The sequence below is a fragment of the Streptomyces sp. NEAU-sy36 genome, from assembly GCF_013423905.1.
Lineage (GTDB): Bacteria > Actinomycetota > Actinomycetes > Streptomycetales > Streptomycetaceae > Streptomyces > Streptomyces misionensis.
The window spans coordinates 2,147,681-2,168,605 of sequence record NZ_CP058977.1; the positions used below are offsets into that span (position 1 = coordinate 2,147,681).

The 20,925-nt window shown below is 72.8% G+C and carries 18 protein-coding genes; 15 read left to right on the forward strand and 3 right to left on the reverse strand.

The genetic code is table 11. The features are described from left to right. Window positions 1-13 precede the first annotated feature (13 nt). The 11 genes from HZZ00_RS09790 (at window position 14) to HZZ00_RS09840 (ending at window position 11,204) form a co-directional block, all read left to right on the forward strand. Window positions 14-1,033 carry a YafY family protein gene (locus HZZ00_RS09790; RefSeq protein WP_180331829.1) on the forward strand — a complete coding sequence of 340 codons (1,020 nt, stop codon included), beginning with the start codon at window positions 14-16 and terminating at the stop codon, window positions 1,031-1,033. Between the two features lie 211 nt (window positions 1,034-1,244). Next, window positions 1,245-1,505, forward strand: a complete 261-nt coding sequence (locus tag HZZ00_RS09795) for a hypothetical protein (RefSeq protein WP_180333442.1) — start codon at window positions 1,245-1,247, stop codon at window positions 1,503-1,505. A gap of 42 nt (window positions 1,506-1,547) precedes the next feature. Further along, window positions 1,548-1,742 carry a hypothetical protein gene (locus HZZ00_RS09800; protein WP_180331830.1) on the forward strand — a complete coding sequence of 65 codons (195 nt, stop codon included), beginning with the start codon at window positions 1,548-1,550 and terminating at the stop codon, window positions 1,740-1,742. A 235-nt stretch (window positions 1,743-1,977) separates the two neighbouring features. Next, window positions 1,978-2,268, forward strand: coding sequence for a Sec-independent protein translocase subunit TatA (gene tatA / locus HZZ00_RS09805; RefSeq protein ID WP_180331831.1), 291 nt, complete (start codon window positions 1,978-1,980; stop codon window positions 2,266-2,268). Window positions 2,269-2,313: 45 nt separating this feature from the next. Beyond that, window positions 2,314-3,258 carry a twin-arginine translocase subunit TatC gene (gene tatC / locus HZZ00_RS09810; RefSeq protein WP_180331832.1) on the forward strand — a complete coding sequence of 315 codons (945 nt, stop codon included), beginning with the start codon at window positions 2,314-2,316 and terminating at the stop codon, window positions 3,256-3,258. Window positions 3,259-3,400: 142 nt separating this feature from the next. Next, window positions 3,401-6,253 (forward strand): RNA helicase, encoded by a 2,853-nt coding sequence (locus HZZ00_RS09815; RefSeq protein ID WP_180331833.1) that lies wholly within the window; start codon window positions 3,401-3,403, stop codon window positions 6,251-6,253. Window positions 6,254-6,593: 340 nt separating this feature from the next. Next, window positions 6,594-8,252, forward strand: a complete 1,659-nt coding sequence (locus HZZ00_RS09820) for an ATP-binding protein (RefSeq protein WP_257585726.1) — start codon at window positions 6,594-6,596, stop codon at window positions 8,250-8,252. Continuing rightward, window positions 8,249-8,653, forward strand: coding sequence for a roadblock/LC7 domain-containing protein (locus HZZ00_RS09825; RefSeq protein ID WP_146463736.1), 405 nt, complete (start codon window positions 8,249-8,251; stop codon window positions 8,651-8,653). The genes HZZ00_RS09820 and HZZ00_RS09825 overlap by 4 nt, the downstream gene beginning before the upstream one ends. Further along, complete coding sequence (locus tag HZZ00_RS09830) at window positions 8,650-9,102, forward strand: DUF742 domain-containing protein (RefSeq protein WP_180331834.1); 453 nt, start codon at window positions 8,650-8,652, stop codon at window positions 9,100-9,102. Before HZZ00_RS09825 ends, HZZ00_RS09830 begins: the two co-directional genes overlap by 4 nt. Continuing rightward, the gene (locus HZZ00_RS09835; protein WP_180331835.1) at window positions 9,083-9,703 is read left to right on the forward strand and encodes an ATP/GTP-binding protein; all 621 of its coding nucleotides are present in this window, start codon (window positions 9,083-9,085) and stop codon (window positions 9,701-9,703) included. The genes HZZ00_RS09830 and HZZ00_RS09835 overlap by 20 nt, the downstream gene beginning before the upstream one ends. Before the next feature lie 31 nt (window positions 9,704-9,734). Beyond that, the gene (locus HZZ00_RS09840; RefSeq protein ID WP_180331836.1) at window positions 9,735-11,204 is read left to right on the forward strand and encodes a cytochrome P450; all 1,470 of its coding nucleotides are present in this window, start codon (window positions 9,735-9,737) and stop codon (window positions 11,202-11,204) included. 9 nt (window positions 11,205-11,213) lie between these two features. Here HZZ00_RS09840 and HZZ00_RS09845 read toward each other — a convergent pair whose 3' ends face one another. Further along, entirely contained in the window at window positions 11,214-12,152 is a 939-nt protein-coding gene (locus HZZ00_RS09845; protein WP_180331837.1) for an RluA family pseudouridine synthase, read from the reverse strand. 74 nt (window positions 12,153-12,226) lie between these two features. Between HZZ00_RS09845 and HZZ00_RS09850 the strand changes: the two genes are divergently transcribed. Both HZZ00_RS09850 and HZZ00_RS09855 read left to right on the forward strand, forming a co-directional pair. Further along, entirely contained in the window at window positions 12,227-12,805 is a 579-nt protein-coding gene (locus tag HZZ00_RS09850; RefSeq protein WP_180331838.1) for a GNAT family N-acetyltransferase, read from the forward strand. A gap of 188 nt (window positions 12,806-12,993) precedes the next feature. After that, window positions 12,994-15,258 (forward strand): NB-ARC domain-containing protein, encoded by a 2,265-nt coding sequence (locus HZZ00_RS09855; protein ID WP_180331839.1) that lies wholly within the window; start codon window positions 12,994-12,996, stop codon window positions 15,256-15,258. A gap of 285 nt (window positions 15,259-15,543) precedes the next feature. Here HZZ00_RS09855 and HZZ00_RS09860 read toward each other — a convergent pair whose 3' ends face one another. Further along, window positions 15,544-16,392, reverse strand: coding sequence for a siderophore-interacting protein (locus tag HZZ00_RS09860; RefSeq protein ID WP_180331840.1), 849 nt, complete (start codon window positions 16,390-16,392; stop codon window positions 15,544-15,546). A gap of 122 nt (window positions 16,393-16,514) precedes the next feature. Further along, window positions 16,515-17,435 carry a 5'-3' exonuclease gene (locus tag HZZ00_RS09865; RefSeq protein ID WP_257585727.1) on the reverse strand — a complete coding sequence of 307 codons (921 nt, stop codon included), beginning with the start codon at window positions 17,433-17,435 and terminating at the stop codon, window positions 16,515-16,517. 232 nt (window positions 17,436-17,667) lie between these two features. Between HZZ00_RS09865 and HZZ00_RS09870 the strand changes: the two genes are divergently transcribed. After that, window positions 17,668-18,753: a glycine betaine/L-proline ABC transporter ATP-binding protein gene (locus tag HZZ00_RS09870; RefSeq protein WP_180331841.1), complete on the forward strand. Its 1,086-nt coding sequence runs from the start codon at window positions 17,668-17,670 to the stop codon at window positions 18,751-18,753. Beyond that, the gene (locus HZZ00_RS09875) at window positions 18,746-20,560 is read left to right on the forward strand and encodes an ABC transporter permease/substrate binding protein (RefSeq protein ID WP_180331842.1); all 1,815 of its coding nucleotides are present in this window, start codon (window positions 18,746-18,748) and stop codon (window positions 20,558-20,560) included. The genes HZZ00_RS09870 and HZZ00_RS09875 overlap by 8 nt, the downstream gene beginning before the upstream one ends. The last annotated feature ends 365 nt before the right edge of the window (window positions 20,561-20,925 follow it).

Genomic DNA, 20,925 nt, shown 5'->3' on the forward strand with positions numbered 1-20,925 from the left:
GGGGGAGCAGGACGTGGCAGGCAAACCGGCCAGGGCCGTGAACGCCATCGACCAGACCCGGCGGATGCTCTCCTTGGTGACGTATCTGCGGGAGCGCCCCGGTGCCCGGATCGCCGATGTGGCCCGGGCCTTCGGGATCACGGAGGACGAGCTGGTCGCCGACCTGGATCTGCTGCCCATGTGCGGGACCAGTTTCCGCGGCGGCGACCTCCTGGACATCGACACCGACGGCGAGCGCATCTGGTGGCACAACCCGGCCGCGCTCGGCGAGGACGCCGCCGAGCCGCTGCGGCTGGCCGCCGACGAGGCCACCGCCCTGCTGGTGGCGGCCCGCGCGGTCGCCACGCTGCCCGGGCTGCGGGAGGGCGACCGGCAGGCCCTGCTGCGCGCCACCGCCAAGGTGGAGACGGCGGCGGGCGAGGCGGCGGGCGCCAGCTCCCGGCTGTCGGTGACCTTCGAGTCCGAGGGCGGTGTCTTCGCGGACGTCGACCGGGCCATCTCCGACCGCCGCCGGCTGTGGATCCGCTACTACTCGCCGGCCCGTGACGAGGTCACCGAGCGCGAGATCGACCCGATCCGGCTGGTCAGCGTCGGGCACACCTATGTGGAGGCCTGGTGCCGCCGCTCGGAGGCCCGGCGCACCTTCCGCCTCGACCGGGTCGCCGAGATCCGCGTCCTGGACGAGCCCGCCGCCCCGCCCGAGGTGGAGCTGCGGGACCTGTCCGAGGGGCTGGTCCAGCCGGCCGCCGAGGACCCCGAGGTGGTGGTCGAGGTCGGCCCGGGCGGCCGCTGGGTCGCCGAGTACTACCCGCACGACAGCGCCGAGGAGCTGCCCGACGGCGGGCTGCGCATCACGCTGCGCACCCCCGACCCGGCCTCCCTGCGCCGGCTCGCGCTGCGGCTGGGCGGCGACGGCCGGATCGTCTCCCCGCCCGAGCTGGCCGAGAGCGCCCGCCGCGCGGCCCGCGAGGCGCTGGCGGCGTACGACGGCACGCCGGACGCGGCGGGGGACACCGTCGAGGGGCGGCGGTGAGGCGCCGGGCGACGGGCCCCGCCCGCCCGTTATGCCGGGATCGGCGCGGGCCCCGGGGCAGCCGGGCGGCCGTGCGGCGGGCGCGGTGAGCGGGGGCGGAGTGACCGGCGGCGGAGCGACCGGCGGGCCGGCCGGCGGCACGACCGGGACGACGACCGGCGGAGAAGGAGTGGTGGGTGTGAGCGAGTCTGCGGTGTCCGGTGCGAGCGAGATGACGGTGGCCACCGCCTTCGCGGGGATGCGGAGAGTGAGCCCCGTGGTGTTCCGGGCGGGCTGCCCGGACTGCCGGGGCCGGTTCGAGCTGGCCGCGAGCGCGCTGCGCCTCGCCATCGGGGCGAGCCACCGCACCACGTTCTACTCCTTCACCTGCCCCGAGTGCGGCGCCGCGGTCCGCAAGCCGGCCGGCGAGCGCATCGTCGAACTGCTCACCGGCGGCGGAGTGCGGACCCTGCGCCTCCACTCCACGGTGTAGCCGGCTGCGCTCCGGGCCGCCGGACGGTCTAGGCTCGACCCCATGTTCTGGCCGATGTTCGCGGTAGCCCTGGGATTCCTGGGCCTCGCCGTCCTGGGAGTGCTCGCCGTCCGGGTGTTCGTGGAGGCGCGGCGCCTCGGGCGGCAGGTCACCGACTCCGCGCGGCGGATCAACCGGGCAGCCGAGGACCTGGAACGGTCGGCGATGAGCGCGGCACGGGCCGCGGACGCCCTGTGATGTCGTCCTGTGATGCACTTTGGGTCACTTCGCCCTGTCACCTAGCCGCTTCGGGCAGGTACGCTGCTGGTCGCGGCCCGGAGATCGAGGCGCGGTCCGCAGAGTGGGAGTACGCACGGGGAGTGTCCCACGTTCACCCCCGGGCGATACGATCGCTGCCGGCACGATGGTCGGACAACTGTCCGATCAGTCGGACAAGCCCCGTCGCCCCGCCTCAGTGAGAAGGTGAAGACTTATGTTCCGCAACGCACTTGAGCCGTGGCACCTGGTGCTCCTGGTTCTGGTCATCGTCCTCGTGTTCGGTTCCAAGAAGCTTCCGGACATGGCCCGGTCCCTCGGCAAGTCCGCGCGCATCCTGAAGAGCGAGGCCAAGGCGATGAAGGACGACGGCGGCAACAAGCAGTCGGCCACCACCGCCCAGTCGACCGCCGACGAGCCGGCCCCCGCTCGTACCATCCAGGCGGCGCCCGGCGACGTGACCAGCTCCCGCCCGGTCAACGAGCCGACCGACTCCGCCCAGCGCTGACGCGAGGACCGGGGCCCGGTCCGCTGCACGAGATGAGGATGTGGGTTGCCCAAGTCCGCCCGCAAGAAGGAGAGGGATCCCGAGGGGCGCATGCCACTCGCGGATCACTTGCGTGAGCTGCGCAACCGGCTCACGAAGGCCGTCCTGGCGATCGTCGTCGTCACGATCGTGTCCGCCTTCTTCTACAAGGACATCATCGACCTGATCACCGCGCCGTTGCTGCGCTCGGTGGGTTGTCACCAGTCCTTCGGCGAGCTGGCGAAGGCGAACGACAACACCCACTGCGCGCACATCACGATCGGTGATCTGCTGGGGCCGTTCACGCTGGCACTGAAGGCCTCGCTGACCGCGGGTGTCGTGCTGGCGTCCCCGGTCTGGCTCTACCAGCTGTGGGCGTTCGTCGCGCCGGGCCTGCACCGGCACGAGAAGAAGTACGCGTACGCGTTCGTCGGCTTCGGCGTGCCGCTGTTCCTCGGCGGCGGCTTCCTCGCCTACCACGTGCTGCCCATCACGGCGCGGGTGATGATCGACCTCACCCCCAGCGGGGTGGAGAACCTGCTGTCGCTGGACAAGCTGCTCGACCTGGTCACCCGCATGGTGGTGGTCTTCGGCCTCGCCTTCGAGATGCCGTTGCTGCTGGTCATGCTGAACCTGACGGGCATCCTGACCGGACGGCGGATGCTCGGCTGGTGGCGCGGCATGGTCGTCGGCATCGCCGCCTTCGCGGCGGTGGCCACGCCCGGTGCCGACCCGATGTCGATGCTGGCGCTGGCGGCGCCGATCTGGGCCCTGTTCTTCATCGCGGTGGCCTTCTCGCTGATCAACGACCGGCGCCGGGCCCGCCGCGCGGACGACGGGCTGTCGGACGACGAGGCGTCGGTGCTGGACCTGACGCCCGAGGAGATCGGCGAGGTGGAGTCCGTGAGCGCGAGCGGCGCTCCCGAGCCGCCGGCGTCCGACCGGGTCAACGGCTACGACGACGTGACCTGACCCACACACAGGGGCGAGACGCGCTGCCCCCGGCCCGGGAGACCCTCCCGGGCCGGGGGCAGCCGTCCGTCCGGGCCCGGTGTCCGGCCCGCTGTCCGGTCCGGTGCCGAGCGGGTGTGCTGATCAGCGCACGTTCCGGATAATGATCGTCCTGTTGTCGGTGGGGCCCGGTACGCTCGAAAGCACGATGACAGAGGACCTCTCACCGGCCGAGCGGTACGCGGCAGCCCGCAGGCGGGCAGCCGAGCAGGCCACCGCGCTCGCGTCCTTCCGCGAGATGTACGACTTCGGCCTCGACCCCTTCCAGATCGAGGCCTGCCAGGCACTCGAAGCCGGCAAGGGCGTACTGGTGGCCGCCCCCACCGGCTCGGGCAAGACGATCGTGGGCGAGTTCGCCGTCCACCTCGCCCTGCTCCAGGGCAAGAAGTGCTTCTACACGACGCCCATCAAGGCGCTGTCGAACCAGAAGTACGCCGATCTGAGCCGCCGCTACGGCGCCGACAAGGTGGGCCTGCTCACCGGCGACAACAGCGTCAACTCCGACGCCCCGGTGGTCGTGATGACCACCGAGGTGCTCAGGAACATGCTGTACGCGGGCTCGCAGACGCTCCTGGGCCTCGGGTACGTGGTCATGGACGAGGTGCACTACCTCTCCGACCGCTTCCGCGGCGCCGTCTGGGAGGAGGTGATCATCCATCTGCCCGCCTCGGTGACCCTGGTGTCCCTGTCGGCGACCGTGTCCAACGCGGAGGAGTTCGGCGACTGGCTGGACACCGTCCGCGGCGACACCGAGGTGATCGTCTCCGAGCACCGGCCCGTGCCGCTGTTCCAGCACGTGCTCGCCGGACGCCGGATATACGACCTGTTCGAGGAGGGCGAGGGCCACAAGAAGGCCGTCAACCCCGATCTGGTGCGCCTCGCCCGGATGGAGGCGACCCGGCCGTCGTACCAGGACCGGCGCCGGGGCCGGGCCATGCGGGAGGCCGACCGGGAGCGCGAGCGCAGGCAGCGCTCGCGGGTGTGGACGCCGGGCCGGCCCGAGGTCATCGAGCGGCTGGACGCCGAGGGCCTGCTGCCCGCGATCACCTTCATCTTCAGCCGCGCCGGCTGCGAGGCCGCCGTCCAGCAGTGCCTGTACGCGGGCCTGCGGCTCAACGACGAGGAGGCGCGCGAACAGGTCCGCGCCCTGGTCGAGGAGCGCACCGCCCACATCGCCCAGGAGGACCTGCACGTCCTCGGCTACTACGAGTGGCTGGAGGGCCTGGAGCGGGGCATCGCCGCCCACCACGCGGGCATGCTGCCGACCTTCAAGGAGGTCGTGGAGGAACTGTTCGTGCGCGGCCTGGTCAAGGCCGTGTTCGCGACCGAGACCCTCGCGCTCGGCATCAACATGCCCGCCCGCTCGGTGGTCCTGGAGAAGCTCGTCAAGTGGAACGGCGAGCAGCACGCCGACATCACGCCGGGCGAGTACACCCAGCTGACCGGGCGGGCCGGCCGCCGGGGCATCGACGTCGAGGGCCACGCCGTCGTGCTGTGGCAGCGCGCCATGAGCCCCGAGCACCTGGCCGGGCTCGCGGGCACCCGTACCTACCCGCTGCGCTCCAGCTTCCGGCCGTCGTACAACATGGCGGTCAACCTGGTCGAGCAGTTCGGCCGGCACCGCTCCCGGGAACTGCTGGAGACGTCCTTCGCGCAGTTCCAGGCGGACCGTTCGGTGGTCGGGATCTCCCGGCAGGTGCAGCGCAACGAGGAGGGGCTGGCCGGCTACAAGGCCTCCATGACCTGCCACCTCGGCGACTTCGAGGAGTACGCGCGGCTGCGCCGGGAGCTGAAGGACCGGGAGACCGAACTGGCCCGGCAGGGCGCCCACCAGCGCCGCGCCGAGGCCGCCGTCGCCCTGGAGAAGCTGCGGCCGGGCGACGTCATCCACGTGCCGACGGGTAAGTACGCGGGCCTCGCGCTGGTGCTGGACCCGGGGCTGCCGGCCGGCCGTTCCAACGGGCACCGCGGGTTCGACCACCAGGACGGGCCGCGCCCGCTGGTGCTGACCGCCGAACGGCAGGTCAAGCGGCTGGCGTCGATGGACTTCCCGGTGCCGGTCGAGCCGCTGGACCGGATGCGGATCCCGAAGTCCTTCAACCCGCGCTCGCCGCAGTCGCGCCGGGACCTCGCCTCCGCGCTGCGCACCAAGGCCGGGCACATCCCGCCGGAGCGGGCCCGCAAGAAGCGCTCGCAGGCCGCCGACGACCGGGAGATCGCCCGGCTGCGCACCGCGATCCGCGCCCACCCCTGCCACGGCTGCAACGAGCGGGAGGACCACGCCCGCTGGGCCGAGCGCTACCACCGGCTGCTCCGGGACACCTCGCAGCTGGAGCGCCGGATCGAGGGCCGCACGAACACCATCGCGCGGACCTTCGACCGGATCGTCGCCCTGCTGACCGAGCTGGACTACCTGCGCGGCAGCGAGGTCACCGAGCACGGCCGGCGGCTGGCGCGGCTGTACGGCGAACTTGACCTGCTGGCCAGCGAGTGCCTGCGCGAAGGCGTCTGGGAGGGGCTGGCGCCCGCCGAACTGGCCGCCTGCGTCTCGGCGCTGGTGTACGAGGCCCGGGTGGGCGACGACGCGCTGGCGCCCAAGCTGCCCTCCGGCAAGGCGAAGGCCGCGCTGGGGGAGATGGTGCGGATCTGGGGCCGGCTGGACGGTCTGGAGGAGGAGTTCCGGATCAACCAGACCGAGGGTGTCGGCCAGCGCGAGCCGGACCTGGGCTTCGCCTGGGCCGCCTACATGTGGGCGTCGGGCAAGGGCCTGGACGAGGTGCTGCGCGAGGCGGAGATGCCGGCGGGCGACTTCGTGCGCTGGTGCAAGCAGGTCATCGATGTGCTGGGGCAGATCTCCGCGGCGGCGCCCGCGGACGGCTCGACCGTGGCCAAGGCCGCGCGGAAGGCCGTCGACCAGCTGCTGCGGGGCGTGGTGGCCTACTCGTCGGTGGGCTGACCGGCACCTCGCCCGACGACACGAAAACCGGCTCATCCCTCGGGGTGAGCCGGTTTTCGTATACCCGTACGCCATGACCCAACGTGTTCGAACGGATGCCGAACGTACGAATGGGGCCGAGCGTACTCCTGGTGCCGGGGTGGTGTCAGGCGGTCGCCGAATATGACACGGGCGTTGAGCCGGTCGGGCTAGGCTCGCCCGCGGCGCACCGAGTTGAGGTAAATCGCGCGCCTGTTCCCATTTACGGAGAAGATCCCGTCCTTTCCATGAATCTTCCCCCCGACGACTCTCCCGACACCCAGCCGATCCATCCCCAGCCGATCCGTCCCAGAAGGCATCCATGGTGAGTGTTCAGAAGCCGCCCGGTCGCCGTGAACGTCCGTACGCCCGGGTCCTGTTGCCGCCGGCCATGGTGATGGCCGCGGCAGGCGCGGGCGCCGTCGCCCTGGTGCCCGGCGAGGCCCGGGCCGCCGTCGGCCTGTGCGCCGCCCTGGCCCTGCTGCTGGTGCTCGTCACCGGGGCCGAGGCCGCCCGGCGCGGCCGCCTGCTGCGCGCGGAACAGGCCGCGCACGCCCGCGACACCGTGCACCTGCAGGAGCGGCTCGCCGACCACGACGTCCTGATCCACCGCTTCGCCACCGACGTCCTGCCCTGGGCGTTCGCCCGGCTGTCCCGCGGCGAGATGCTCCGCGACGTGCTCACGAACGTCTATGACGCCGACCCCGAGCTGCGCGTCCTGCCCGACGCCTACCGGGAGATGGTGCGCGTCGCGCTGCGCGGCGCCGACCACGAGATCACCATGCGGATCGCCACCGAGCGCTCCTTCGTCAGCATCGCCCGCCGCGTGCAGGCCATCGTGCACCAACAGGCCGTGGAACTGAGGGAGATGGAGGAGGACCACGGCCGCAACCCCGAGGTCTTCGACGACCTGCTGCGCCTGGACCACGGCAGCTCGCTGATCGGCCGGCTCGCCGACACCATCGGCGTCCTCGGCGGCGGCCGCCCCGGCCGCCAGTGGCCGCTGCCGGTCTCCCTCTACAGCACCCTGCGCGGCGCCATGTCCAGGATCCTGGACTACCACCGCATCCACCTGGCGTCCATCTGCAACATCAACATCAAGGGCACCGCCGTCGAACCGGTCATCCACGCCGCGGCCGAGCTCTTCGACAACGCCACCCGCTACTCGCCGCCGACCACCAAGGTGCACGTCACCGCCGTCGAGGTGCAGACCGGCATCGTCATCGAGATCGAGGACGCCGGGGTCAGCCTCAACGAGGAGTCCCGGATCCGCATCGAGAAGATGATCGAGGACGCCAAGAACGGCGACGACGCGCACAACCTCGGCGACAACCCGCGCCTCGGCCTCGCCGTCGTCGGCCGGCTCTGCAAGCAGTTCGACATGGAGGTCTCGCTGCGCACCTCCGCCTACGGCGGTCTGCGCGCGATCCTCATCGTGCCGCGCGTGATGACCACCACCGAGCCCGGTGTCGGCGTCGCCCACGGCATCGGCGCGACCGGCATCCCGATGCCCGAACTCGGCGCCGTCGAGGGCCCCAGGCGCCGCCCCAAGAAGCGCCGCCCCACCAGCCCCAAGATCCCCGCCGGGATCTCCATGGAGGACGACGTCCCCGAGGTCACCGAGTGGACCGCGGGCGGCCTGCCGCAGCGCCGCAGCCGGGTGAAGGTCCCGCTGAGCCGGCGCTGGGCCGAGGAGGCGGCCATCGAGCGGGCCGAGCGCGAGGGCCGCCCCACCATCTGGTCGCAGACCAGGCAGGAGCCCGACCCGGAGCCGGAGCCGGACCCCGAGCGCAAGAAGCTGATCGACCGCCCGCCGGGCATGTGGATCGACGACTTCTTCGACGGACTGCGCAAGGGCATGCCCGAGGGCGCCACCGCGCCGGAGCTGACCGACTTCACGCTCCACCCGACCAAGTACCTGCACCTGATCGATGACGCGGCCGCCCCCACCGAGGCCGACGACGAGGGGACCACCCGGTGATCCAGCAGCGAGGCAACTTCGACTGGATGCTCAAGCAGCTCAACGACGGAGTACCCGGCATCCAGATGATCGTGGTGCTCTCCTCCGACGGCCTGCGCATCGCCCGCTACGGCGGCGAGCCCGACGCCGCCGACCGGGTCGCCGCCGCCTGCGCGGGTCTGCAGAGCCTGGCCGGCGCCATCATCCAGGAGATCCCCGGCGCCGGTGAGATGAAGGTCGTCGTCGTGGAGATCGAGGGCGGCTACTTCTACCTGATGAACGCCGGCGCCAACGCCTACCTCGCCGTGCTCGCCGACGTCACCTGCGAACCGGGCCGGATGAGCGGCATGATGCGCGACCTCGTCGTCCGGATCGGCGCCCACCTCACCAGTCCGCCCCGGCGGGACGGGCAGACCGTATGACCCCTCCACGACGCACCCGGCGTCGGCCGGGCCCGCCGCCCCCACCCACCCCGTCACCCGCGCCGCCGTCCGAGATCCCGGACGGCCCGCTCCCGCACGGCACCCCGGGCGGCCAGCCCCCGCCCGGGAACCCCGAGCGGCTCTACGCCGTCACCGGGACCGCGGACGGCGGCCGCGCCGAACTCGACCTGGTGACCCTGATCGTCGCCCGCGGCACACCCCCGCCCGGCGCGTCCCCCGAGCACACGGCGGTGCTCGAACTGTGCGCGGCCCCGCTGTCGCTGGCCGAGCTGTCGGCCTATCTCTCCCTGCCGTTCAGCGCGATGACGGTACTGATCACGGAGATGATCACGGCCGAACTGGTGCAGGCGCGCGCCCCGGTCGTCCGCCGGGCGGCCCCCGATCGTTCCCTCCTCGAAGCGGTGATGCATGGACTTCAAAGGCTCTGACACGATCCCCGGCCCGCGCACCGAGGACCAGCTGCCGCACACCACCCAGACCGCGGTGAAGATCGTCATCGTGGGCGGCTTCGGCGTCGGCAAGACCACCATGGTCGGCTCCGTCAGCGAGATCAGACCGCTGACCACCGAGGAGACCATGACGCAGGCCGGCATCGGGATCGACGACGACTACGGCTCCGAGACCAAGACGGCCACCACCGTCGCCATGGACTTCGGCCGGATCGGCATCACCGGCAAACTCGTGCTCTACCTGTTCGGCACCCCCGGCCAGGAGCGCTTCTGGTTCCTGTGGAACGGCCTGTTCGAGGGTGCGCTCGGCGCGGTCGTCCTCGTCGACACCCGGCGCCTGGAGGTCAGCTTCGACGTCATGGGGCGGCTGGAGGAACGCGGCGTGCCCTTCGTCGTCGCCGTCAACTCCTTCCCGGACGCCCCTCGTTACCCCATCGAGGAGCTGCGCGCCGCGCTCGACCTCACCCCCGAGATCCCGATCGTCGAGTGCGATGTGCGCCGCCGGGCCTCCAGCAAGGACGTGCTGCTCACCCTGATGCGCTTCCTGCACTCGCTCGCCCTCTCCGGCGCCCTCGTCTGACCCGCCCTTTTCCCGTTCCGGAGCGAACACCGTGACGTCTGAACCCCAGTTGCCGACCGGCACGCCCGACACCCTCCCCGGCCCGCCCCCCGGCTGCCCCGCGCACGGCCCGGGCCCCGGCGGAGCACACCGGCTCTACGGCCCCGGCGCCGAGGACCTGGACGACCTCTACGAGCGGCTGCGCGAGCAGTACGGCCCGGTCGCCCCCGTGCTGCTCCACGACGACGTGCCGATGTGGGTGGTGCTCGGGCACGCCGAGAACCTCCAGGTGGTGCGCAGCCCCTCGCAGTACACCCGCGACAGCCGGATCTGGACGCCGCTGCTGGACGGCCGGGTCAAACCCGACCACCCGCTGATGCCGCACATCGCCTGGCAGCCCATCTGCTCCCATGTCGAGGGCGACGAGCACCTGCGGCTGCGCAACGCGGTCACCTCCGCCATGGGCACCATCGACCACCGCAGCGTCCGCCGGCACATCGGCGGCCACACCCAGCGCCTGGTCAACGGCTTCTGCGAGCGGGGCCGGGCCGATCTGGTCGCGCAGTTCGCCGAACACCTGCCGATGGCGGTGCTGTGCGAGATCCTCGGCATGCCCGAGGAGTACAACGACCGGATGGTGCAGGCCGCGCGGGACGCCCTGAAGGGCACCGAGACCGCCAACCAGAGCCACGCCTACGTCATGGACGCGCTGAACCGGCTCACCATGCGCCGCCGCGCCCGGCCCGAGGACGACTTCACCAGCCACCTCGTCACCCACGGGGCCGGGCTCAGCGACGACGAGGTCCGCGAACACCTGCGGCTCGTCCTGTTCGCGTCCTACGAGGCCACCGCCAACCTGCTCGCCAACGCGCTGCGCATGGTCCTGACGGAGCCCGGGTTCCGCGCCCGGCTGAGCGGCGGGCAGATGACCGTGCCCGAGGCGATCGAGCAGTCGCTGTGGGACGAGCCGCCGTTCAGCACCGTTTTCGGCTACTACGCCAAGCAGGACACCGAGCTGGGCGGGCAGCGCATCAGCAAGGGCGACGGACTGCTGTTCGCGCCCGCGCCGGGCAACATCGACCCGCGGGTGCGGCCCGACCTGTCCGCGAGCATGCAGGGCAACCGCTCGCACCTCGCCTTCGGCGGCGGCCCGCACGAGTGCCCGGGGCAGGACATCGGGCGGGCCATCGCCGACGTCGGCGTCGACGCCCTGCTCACCCGGCTGCCCGACGTCCAACTCGACTGCGCGGAAAGCGACTTGCGCTGGCGGTCCTCGATCGCCTCCCGGCACCTGGTGGCACTGCCGGTGCGCTTCGAGCCCAAGCCGCAGGCGGACACCGACCTGCCGCCCCGGGCCTACACCCCCGGCCTGCCCGCCGACCTCATGCCGCCCGCCCCGCGGCCCCGGCCGGCCGCGGCACTGCCCGCCGCCGTGCCGCCCGCCCGGCCGGTGACACCGGCCCCCGTGCCGCCGCCGAAGGGACCCTGGCAGCGGCTGCTGCGCTGGTGGCGCGGCGAGTGAGCCGGCCGGTCACGCCCAGCCGGTGCCGGACCAGGCCGCCAGGGCGCGCCCGCTGGTGAAGGCGTGCTCCACGCCGGTGACCGGATCGGTGAACTCAAGCGCCCGCGCGAGCAGTTGCAGCGGGCGCCGGAAGTCGCCGGCCGGCACCGGGCCGGCCACCACCGGGTAGAGCGGGTCGCCGAGGATGGGCACTCCGAGCGCGTTCAGATGCACCCGCAGCTGATGGGTCTGGCCGGTGCGCGGCAGGAGGCGGTAGCGGCCGAGCCCCTCCCGCCGCTCCAGCAGCTCCACCCTGGTCTCCGCGTTGGGCTCGCCCTCGACCTCCCGGGCGGCAAGCGCCCCGCGCTCCTTCACGATCCGGCTGCGCACCGTCCGGGGCAGCGCGAGCGAGGCGTCGTACGGGGCGACGGCCTCGTACTCCTTGCGCACCCGCCGGTCCCGGAACAGCGTCTGGTACGCGCCGCGTTCCTCGGGCCGTACCGTGAACAGCACCAGACCGGCGGTGAGCCGGTCCAGCCGGTGCGCGGCCGTCAGCGTCGGGATGCCCAGCTCGTGGCGGAGCCGGGCCAGGGCCGTCTGGGTGACATGGCTGCCGCGCGGGGTGGTGGCCAGGAAGTGCGGTTTGTCGGCGACGACGATGTGCGCGTCCCGGTACACCACGGTGACCGGGAACGGCACCGGGGTCTCGGCGGGCAGGTCGCGGTGGAACCACACGAACATCCCCGGCCGGTACGGCGCGTCCGGCGGCACCGCCCGTCCGTCGGCGCCGACGATCCGCCCGGCGTGGAACATCGCCTCCACCATGCCGGGCGCCGCGCCCGTGAGCCGCTCCACCAGGTGCTCCCGCACGGTGGGCCACGTTCCGTCCGCGGGCAGCCGCACCCGCACGGGGTCCACGCCGTCGCGCTGGGGGAGCGGGGCGGGCGGGGGCGGCGTACGGCGTCTCACCCGGTCAAGGGTACGAGGCGGGGGCGGGGCGAAACCGCTGGGTGACGGGCGCCGCACGGCGGCAGTATGGGGCCATGCCCTTTCTCACCAGCCCAGTGCTGCCCGCCGGCGCTCTCGCCCGTGCCCCCCAGCCCGCCATCGCCGGCGACGGCCTCGTCCTGCGCCCCTGGCGGGCCGAGGACGCGCCCGCCGTGTACGCGGCGTTCCAGGATCCGCTGATGCACCGCTTCCACGGCAAGTCCTGTGAGTCCGAGGCGGAGGCGGCCGGCTGGATCACCGAGTGGCAGGAGCTGTGGGAGGGGGAGAACCAGGCGCAGTGGGCGGTCGCGGAGGCGGACGGCGACGCGCTGCTGGGCAGGGTCGCGCTGCGGCAGATCGAACTGGGCGACGGGACGGCGGAGATCGCCTACTGGACGGTGGCGCGGGCCCGTGGCCGGGGCGTGGCCGCGCGGGCGGCCACGGCCCTGACCCGCTGGGCGTTCGAGGAGATCGGCTTCCACCGGCTGGAGCTGATGCACTCCACCGCCAACGAGGCCTCCTGCCGCGTCGCCCGCAAGGCCGGTTACGCCCCCGAGGGCATCCGGCGCAGCGCCTTCCTCCACCCCGACGGCTGGCACGACATGCATCTGCACGCGCGGGTGCGGGGGGACTGACCGTCCGCCGGGGCCCCGGCCACGGTTCCGCGAATCCCGGCGAGGCGGCGGGGACGGGTGCGGCCCGCCCACGCTCCGCCGCCCGGGCAGGGCGCCGGGATTGTTACCGTCGTCCCCTGGGCTGGACGTGCTCGTGGACGGGTTACCGCCCCTCGTAGGCTCCGGCAGGGAGAACGAAGGAGTGGCCGGTGTCCGGGGAGCCGTTCGGAGTCGTCCTGCGCGGTCAGCGGCAGCGACGCCGTCTGACCATCGAGGAGTTGGCCGAGGCGTCGGGGGTGAGCGTCCGGGCGATCGGTGACATGGAGCGGGGGCGCAGCCGCGTCCCGCAGCGGCGCACCGCGATGGCGCTGGCGGAGGGGCTGGGGCTCGGCGAAGCGGAGCGGGAGGCGCTGCTGGCGGCCGCGCGGGCGGCACGGACGGCGCGTGCGACCCGCCCGGCGGCGGGGACGGGGACGGCCGTACCGCCGCGGTCGGTGGGGGACTTCACCGGACGCGACCGCGAACTGGCGCGGCTGCGGGACGCCGCGGCGCGGGCGGGCACCGGCGAGGGCACGTCGGTGTCGGTCATCTCGGGCCCGCCGGGGTGCGGGAAGACGACGCTGGCCCTCAAAGCCGCAGCGGACCTGGCCCAGGAGTTCCCCGGCGGCTGTTTCGTGGTGGACCTGCACGGCGTGGAGGGCCCCATGGACACGGGCGAGGCGCTGCTGAAGCTGTTGAAGGCACTGGGGGTGTCGGACCGCAGGCTGACGCAGGAGGACACGGCCGGGCGCGCGGGTCTGCTGCGCGCCCTGCTGGGCGAGCGCCGGTGTCTGGTGGTGCTGGACAACGCCCGGGACGAGGGACAGGTGCGCCCGCTGCTGCCCGCCGGCGGGCGGAGCCTGGTGCTGGTCACCAGCCGGCGGCCGCTGAGCGGTCTGGAGAACGTCGACCGGCTGGCGCTGTCCGAGATGGCGCGGGCCGAGGCGGTCGAGCTGCTGCGGCGGATCCTGGGCGAGCGGCGGGCGGACGCGGAGATCGACGCCGTGGGACGGGTGGCGGAGCTGTGCGGGCACCTTCCGCTGGCGCTGCGGGTGGCCGGGAACTGGCTGACGGTGCGGTCGGCGTGGAGCGTGGCCCACCTGGTCCGGCGGCTGGCCGACGAGGAACGCCGCCTGGGCGCGCTCGCGGCCGGGGACGTGCGGGTGGAGGCGGCGTTCGAGCTGTCGTACCGGCAGTTGACCGGGGAGGCCGCCCGGATGCTGCGGCTGCTGAGCCTGGTCCCGGCGCCGGACATGACCGCGGCCTACGGCGCCGCCCTGACCGCCACCGGCGTCTTCGAAGCCGAGGACGTCATGGAGGAACTGGTCGAGGCCGGGCTGCTCCAGGCCACCTTCACCGGCCGCTACCAACTGCACGACCTGCTGCGGCTGTTCGCCCGTACCCGGCCCGCAGGCCCGGAGGGGCCCGGTGAGCGGGAAGCGGCCGAGGACCGGCTGCGCACCTGGCTGCTGGAGACGGCCGTGGTGGCCGGCCGCTGGTACAAACCCGGGTACGGGGCACCGCCGTCCTCCTGGCAGGGCCTGGTCCCGCTGGAGAGTGCCGAGCAGGCCCGCGCCTGGCTCCAGGACGAGGCCCCGGCCTGGCTCGCCGCGCTGCACGGCGCCGCCCGCCGGGGCGAGCACGGCCGGGTCGTGGAGACCGCAGGCGCCATGGAGTGGTTCTGCGACCTGTGGCTCTTCTGGGGGCACTGGCCCGAGGTGTTCCGGCTGTCGAGCGAGGCCGCCGCCGCGCTCGACGACCCGTATCTGCGGGCCTTCCACCTCAACTGCCACGCCTGGGCCCTGAACACCTGCGAGCACCGCCACCGCGAGGCCCTCGAACGGGCGGGGGAGGCACTGGACTGCGCCCGCCGCGCCGAGGACGTCACCCAGCAGGCCTCGGCGCTGGCGCACGCGGCGAACGCGCACCGCAAGCTCGGCGAGGCCGAGGAGGCCGCCGAGAAGTCCCTCGCCGCCATCCACCTGGCGGACGGGGCCGGCGATCCCGAGGTCTGGCTGAACGCCGTGGCGAGCTACGCGGTCTCCCTGCGCTCCGCAGGCCGCGCCGAGGAAGCCCTGCACCAGGACCGGCGCGTCATCGCCTTCCTCGACGCGCCCGACTGCCCGGTGAGCGAGTTCATCGCCGACGTCATCCGCGCCAACACGATCTACGCGATCGGTCTCGACTACGCGGCGCTGGGCCGCTGGCGGGAGGCCGCGGGCCACTACCGCGATGCCGTGGACGAGGCCCACCGCATCGGTCTGACCAACGGAGCGGGGTACGCGCTGGTGTCGCTGGGGCAGGCCCTGATCGAGCTGGGGGAGGCGGCGGAGGCCCGCTCCCGCCTGCTGGAGGCCCTCGCGCTCGGCGACGAGGCCGACGGCAAGGAGCTGAGGACGGCGCGGACACTCCTGGACGCGCTCCCCGCCGAGTGACGGCGGCGCGGTCGCTCGGGTGAAGGGCCGTGCCGGGGGCCGGTAGCGGCGCGCCCCGGGCGCCGCGGCACCCGCCCGCGCCGGCCGGGTCGGCGGTGATCCGGGCCCCCGCCGCCTCAGCCGCGCGCGGATGCCGCCGGGCGCGCCGCCCAGGACGCACGGCAGTCGGCGACTGACGCCGCGAGAGGGCGACCGGCGCCGTACGGACGAACCGGCCGCCGCGGGCGGGGCCGCCCAGCAGCCGCCCGGGGCGGCGGTGGCGGCCGGCCGGGGCGGCGGCTGCGCTCAGGCCGCCGCCGCGCCGCCGTCCTCCTGCTCGGCCTCGATCCGGGCGTTCCACTCCCGCTTGGAGGCCTGCCAGCCGTCCTCGTTGTGGCCGAGCCGCCAGTAGCCGGAGATCGACAGGTCCTGGCGCGGGATCTGCCGCTCCACCCGCAGCATCCGGCGCAGCTCCTTCACGAAGCCGGCCTCGCCGTGCACGAACGCGTGCAGCCGGCCCTCGGGGAACTCCAGTTCCCGTACGGCCTCCAGCAGGGCCGCGCCGACCGGGCGATCCCCGCGGTGCAGCCAGACGATCTCGGCCGGGGAGTCGATCTTCTGCTCCTCCTCGGGCCCGGACACCTCAACGAAGGCGTGTGCCAGGGCCCCGGGGGGCAGGGACTCCAACGCACGGGCGATCGCGGGCAGCGCGCTCTCGTCACCGGCGAGCAGATGCCAGTCGGCGTCCGTGTCGGGCGCGTAGGCGCCGCCGGGGCCCATGAAGCGCAGGGTGTCGCCGGGGCGTGCCCGCAGCGCCCAGGGGCCGGCCAGGCCCTCGTCGCCGTGGATCACGAAGTCCAGGGTCAGCTCGCGGTGTCCCGCGTCCCAGCCGCGCACGGTGTAGGTCCGGGTCACCGGCCACTGCTCGCGCGGGAACTCGGCGCGGATCCGCTCCAGGTCGAAGGGCTCCGGGTAGACCACTCCGGCCGGACCGAACAGCAGCTTCACATAGTGGTCGGTGCAGGTGTCCGCCGCGAACCCGGCCAGACCCTCGCCGCCCAGCACCACGCGCTGCATGTGCGGGGTGAGCCGCTCGGTGCGTACCACCCGGGCGGTGTGGACCTTGCGCGGCTTTCGTTCCGGACGCTCTGCCATCACGGCCTCCTGCGGATTGGTTAGGTATACCTAAGCTAACATTTCCTCCCTCGGCCCGGATCTTCCTTCGTTGTTCAACGTCCGCCCTTTGCTGGAATATTGCCGATCCCGTGGGCCCCGGCTCACCCGCCCAGCGTGTCCAGCAGCCGTTGCAGCGAGCCGCCCAGACCCCACCGGGCCGCCAGCTCCTGCAGGCCCGCCGGATCGCGCGGGGCGCGCGGCAGCGCGGTGTCCACCTCGGGCAGCGGCACGTCACCGGCCACCCGCACCACCTTCGGCGCCACCGCGACGTACGGCCGGGCCTCGGTGAGCCGCCGCCGCTGCGACGGCGTGAGCCGGGCCCTGGGGTCGTCCACCGCGGCCATGATCCCGGCCAGGTCGCCGAACTCGGCGAGCAGCCTGGCGGCCGTCTTCTCGCCGATCCCGGCCACGCCCGGCAGGCCGTCGCTCGGGTCGCCGCGCAGCAGCGCCAGATCCGCGTACCCCCGTCCGTCCACCCCGTACTTCTCGCGCAGCACCGATTCGTCGGTGATCTGGAGGGTGCCCACACCCTTGATCGGGTACAGCACGCGCACCCCGCGGGCGTCGTCCACCAGCTGGTAGAGGTCGCGGTCGCCGGTGACGATGTCGACCGGGCCGGTGGCGCGCCCGGTGAATGTGCCGATCACGTCGTCCGCCTCGTAGTCCGGGACGCCGACCCGGGCGATGCCGATGGCGTCCAGTACGGCCTCGATGACGGGCACCTGCGGGGCGAGGGTGTCCGGGACCTCCTCCGCGTCCGGCGCGCCGGTGTGCTCCTCGGCGACCCGGTGCGCCTTGTAGGTGGGGATCAGCTCGACCCGCCACTTCGGCCGCCAGTCGGCGTCCATGCAGGCCACCAGGTGGTCCGGCCGGTGGTCCCGGACCAGCCGGTCGATGAAGTCCAGCAGTCCGCGCACCGCGTTCACCGGGGTGCCGTCCGGTGCCTTCACGGAGTCGGGGACGCCGAAGTAGGCGCGGAAGTAGAGCGAGGCGGTGTCGAGCAGCATCAGTCGTCCGGTCACGCTCGCATCATGCCGCACGCCACCGACAGTCACCTTCGCCCGCCTTTCGTCCGGGAACGCGTTGCGCGTTGCGCAATGCGGTGAGCCCGGCCACTTGTGAGTTTGCTTCCGTTTGACCTGGGAAGCAGCGCCGCCATGGAGCGGAGTGGTTGCTCATTTCAACTGTCGGCTGGTTTTCGACGGTCGGCGGCCCGCCGCTCCCCTGTCCCTGTTCCCGAGACAAGAGGTACGCGTGCAAGCCAGGCTTGAGGCGGAACACCTGTTCAAGGTGTTCGGCAGACGACCGGACGACGCAGTGGAGCGCCTGCGGAAGGGCGCCGACCGGGAGGAGCTGCGCGCCGACGGCACCACGGCCGCCGTGATCGACGCCTCCTTCCGTGTCGAGGCGGGTGAGATCTTCGTCGTCATGGGTCTGTCGGGCTCCGGCAAGTCCACCCTGCTGCGGATGCTCAACGGTCTGCTGGAGCCGACCGCCGGCAGCGTGCGCTTCGACGGCGAGGAACTGACCGCGCTGAGCGACCGCGGACTGCGCGAGCTGCGCTCCAGGAAGATCAGCATGGTCTTCCAGCACTTCGCGCTGTTCCCGCACCGCAGCGTCCGCGACAACGCCGCCTACGGCCTGGAAGTGCAGGGCGTGCCCCGCGCCGAGCGCGAGCGCCGCGCCGACGAGGCGCTCGCCCTGTGCGGCCTGGCCGGCTGGGAGAAGTCCTGGCCCGACGAGCTGTCCGGCGGCATGCAGCAGCGCGTCGGCCTCGCCCGCGCCCTCGCCACCGACGCCGACCTGCTGCTCATGGACGAGTCGTTCAGCGCCCTGGACCCGCTGATCCGCCGCGACATGCAGGACCAGCTGCTCCAGCTCCAGAAGACCCTGAAGAAGACCATCGTCTTCATCACCCACGACCTCAACGAGGCCATGCGCCTGGGCGACCGCATCGCCGTCATGCGCGACGGCCGGATCGTGCAGACCGGCACCGCCGAGGACATCCTGCTGCGCCCGGCCAACGACTACGTGGCCTCCTTCATCCAGGACGTCGACCGCTCCCGGGTGCTCACCGCGGTGGCCGTGATGGACACCGACGTGCGCGGCGACGAGGCCGACTGCGACTGCGAGACGGCGACGCCCGAGACGCCGTTCACCGAGCTGTGCGCGATCAGCGCCCGGGTGGGCCACCCGGTCGCCGTGCTCGGCGCCGGCCGTTCCCTCGTCGGGGTCGTGCCCCGGCAGCGCCTGGTGGGCTTCCTCGGCGACGAACAGGGTGAACCGGCCGCCTGCGGCGGCCACGGCAAGGACGGGAAGAAGGTGACCGCCCGTGCCTAGGCTCCCCCTCGGCGACTGGGTCGACTCCGGTGTGAACTGGCTGGTCGACCACCTCTCCTGGCTCTTCGACGCCGTCAAGGCCGTCATGGAGGGCATGTACGACGGCATCGACGCGGTGCTCGCCGCCCCCGCGCCGCTGCTGATGGCAGGCATCCTCGCCGTCATCGCCTGGTGGCTGCGCGGCCTGAGCGCCGGCGTCCTCGCGTTCGCCGGCTTCGCCCTGGTGGACTCGCTCCAGCTCTGGGACCAGGCGATGTCCACGCTCGCCCTGGTCCTCGTCGCCACCGTGATCGCCCTGGTGATCTCGATCCCGCTGGGCATCTGGGCGGCCCGCTCCAAGGCGGTCGGCGCCGCCGTACGGCCCGTCCTGGACCTGCTCCAGACGATGCCGTCGATGGTCCTGCTGATCCCGGCCATGCTCTTCTTCGGGCTGGGCACCGCGGCCGGCGTCGTCGCCACCCTGATCTTCGCGCTCGCCCCCGGCGTCCGCATGACCGAACTCGGCATCCGCCAGGTCGACGCGGAACTGGTCGAGGCCGCCGAGGCGTTCGGCACCACCCCGCGCGACATCCTGTGGCGCGTCCAGCTGCCGCTCGCCCTGCCGACCATCATGGCCGGCGTCAACCAGGTGATCATGCTGGGCCTGTCCATGGTCGTCATCGCCGGCATGGTCGGCACCGGCGGCCTCGGCGGCGCCGTCAACGAGGCCATCGGCCAGCTCGACATCGGCTACGGCTTCGAGGCGGGCGTCGGCATCGTCGTCCTCGCCATCTACCTGGACCGCATCACCGGCGCCCTGGGCACCCAGCTGTCCCCGCTGGGCCGCCGGGCCGCCGCCAAGGCGCCCCGCCGCGCCTGGTCCTACCGCCCGCACCCGGCCGTCGCGGTCGCCGGTGTCGTCGTCCTCGCGCTCGTCGCCGGCGGGCTCGGGGTCTTCGGCTCCACCGGCGGCAGCTCCGAGGCCTCCGGCACCGACATCGGCAAGGGCAAGGAAATCAAGATCGGCTACATCCCCTGGGACGAGGGGATCGCCTCCACCTTCCTGTGGAAGGAGATCCTCCAGGAACGCGGCTTCAAGGTGACCACCACGCAGTACGCGGCCGGCCCCCTCTACACCGGGCTCGCCACCGGGCAGATCGACTTCGAGACCGACTCCTGGCTGCCCACCACCCACGCCGAGTACTGGAAGAAGTACGGCAAGCAGCTGGACGACCTCGGCAGCTGGTACGGACCCACGTCCCTGGAGCTGACCGTCCCCTCCTACGTGAAGGACGTCGACTCGCTCGCGGACCTCAAGGCACACGCCTCCGAGTTCGGCGGGAAGATCGTCGGCATCGAGCCGAGCGCCGGCGAGATGAGCCTGCTCAAGAGCAAGGTCCTCAAGGAGTACGGCCTCGACGGCACCTACCAGGTGATCGACGGCTCCACCCCGGCCATGCTCGCCGAGCTCAAGCGCGCCTACGCCAGGAAGGAGCCGGTCCTGGTCACCCTGTGGTCCCCGCACTGGGCCTACAGCGGCTACGACCTGAAGAAGCTCAAGGACCCCAAGGGCGCCTGGGGCAAGGGCGACGGGGTGCACGCCCTGTCCCGCAAGGGATTCGCCGACGACAACCCGCAGGTCGAGCGCTGGCTGAAGGACTTCTCCATGACCGAGAAGCAGCTCACCGGCCTGGAGGCGCGGATCCAGCAGGCCGGCAAGGGCAAGGAGCAGGACGCCGTCCGCGCCTGGCTGCGCGACAACCCCGGCCTGGTGGACAAGTGGGCGCCGGTCACCGGCGACCACGCCCAGAGCCAGGCGGCCGGGTGACCTGACCGCACCGGACCGCCACCCGAGGGGCGGCCGGCACCGTACGACGACGGGAGTACGGAGCCGGCCGCCCCTCGCGGCGCTTTCCGTAGGGGAAAGCACCCGTTTCCCCTACGGCAAGAATCCGGCCAATCACCCAGCGTGATGACTCTGGCTGCTGGACATGTTCATCCCCAGGGAGGAAGCATCGGGGGACCCCCGCGGAGCCCCCGACACTGGCGTGAACCGGGAGGGTAAGGGGTCCATGGCGAGCAGGGGATGTGACACGCGCATGAAACCGTTTGCCGAACATGCGTAGGGTGCAGTGAAGCCATCGGGAGCCCCGCAGCGGGCACCCGGTACCCGAGGCAGGACGAACGGACGAC